At 52.2% G+C, this 807-nt stretch carries 2 protein-coding genes; both read right to left on the bottom strand.

All coding sequences use genetic code 11. The features are described from left to right. Nucleotides 1-185, bottom strand: a 185-nt coding sequence (locus MWC30_RS21675; RefSeq protein WP_244086282.1) for a hypothetical protein, incomplete at its 3' end; no start/stop codon positions are given. A 120-nt stretch (nt 186-305) separates the two neighbouring features. After that, nucleotides 306-807, bottom strand: a 502-nt coding sequence (locus MWC30_RS21670) for a GNAT family N-acetyltransferase (protein ID WP_244086281.1), incomplete at its 5' end; no start/stop codon positions are given.

Genomic DNA, 807 nt, shown 5'->3' with positions numbered 1-807 from the left:
AGATCGTCGAAGTAATGGAGGTTATAGAGCCAGAGCCTGTCCCATCCGGGGTGATTCCAATCCGTGGACGCCCTGAGGGTCTTTTCTTCGTTCAAAAAACAAAAACGCCAAGGCCCCGTCATGGGTCCAGGGCAGGGCACTTCGGCCAGCTCGGTTTTTCCGTCTTTGAGATTCTGCAGGACCATGTTTCATGGGATTGGAATAACTTTCGTTCTTACTTAAAGGGGATAGGATAAGAGATGTTTTAGTGGCAGGCAAAATCGAACATCGGCAAACCGAACGATAGACCTTTTCGAGGTGCCAGGTCAGCAGTTCGAAGGGAATTCGGCGGTATCGGCGGTGATGGCGCGAAGGGTTTGGATCGGCAGGAATAAACGCAAGGGATTTCCGGGTAGCGCAAGAAACCCGTAGTGCTCATAAAAAGATCTCGCCGAACTATCTTTTGCATCGACAAAAAGACCGATGCCCCCTCCCTGTTCAGAAATCAGAACGGTGCGATGGATCGCTTCCATGAGAAGCATTTCGCCGTATCCTTGCCTTCGATGCTTTTTCGACACGGCGAGTCGGGCGAGCCGAACAGCGGCAAGAGGATGTTTCGGATATTTCCTGGTATACTTGGTGGGAAGATGTTGTGCCTGTATTTCGCATAACGCCAGGGTGAAAAAACCGATGACGATTCCGGGGGCGTTCGGATCTGCAAGGACCCATGTACGGGATATGCCCCTGGCTGCGTGCTGCCTGGCTGTCGCTTTGAAAAACGCATTCAATTCGGCACTCCCGCAGTCAAATGCGACGCGATCATGGCCA

Source organism: Desulforhabdus sp. TSK (assembly GCF_022836495.1).
In the GTDB taxonomy this organism is placed as follows: Bacteria; Desulfobacterota; Syntrophobacteria; order Syntrophobacterales; family Syntrophobacteraceae; genus Desulforhabdus.
The sequence above is the reverse complement of the archived record's forward strand: the minus strand, read 5'-3'. Positions and strand labels throughout refer to the sequence as shown.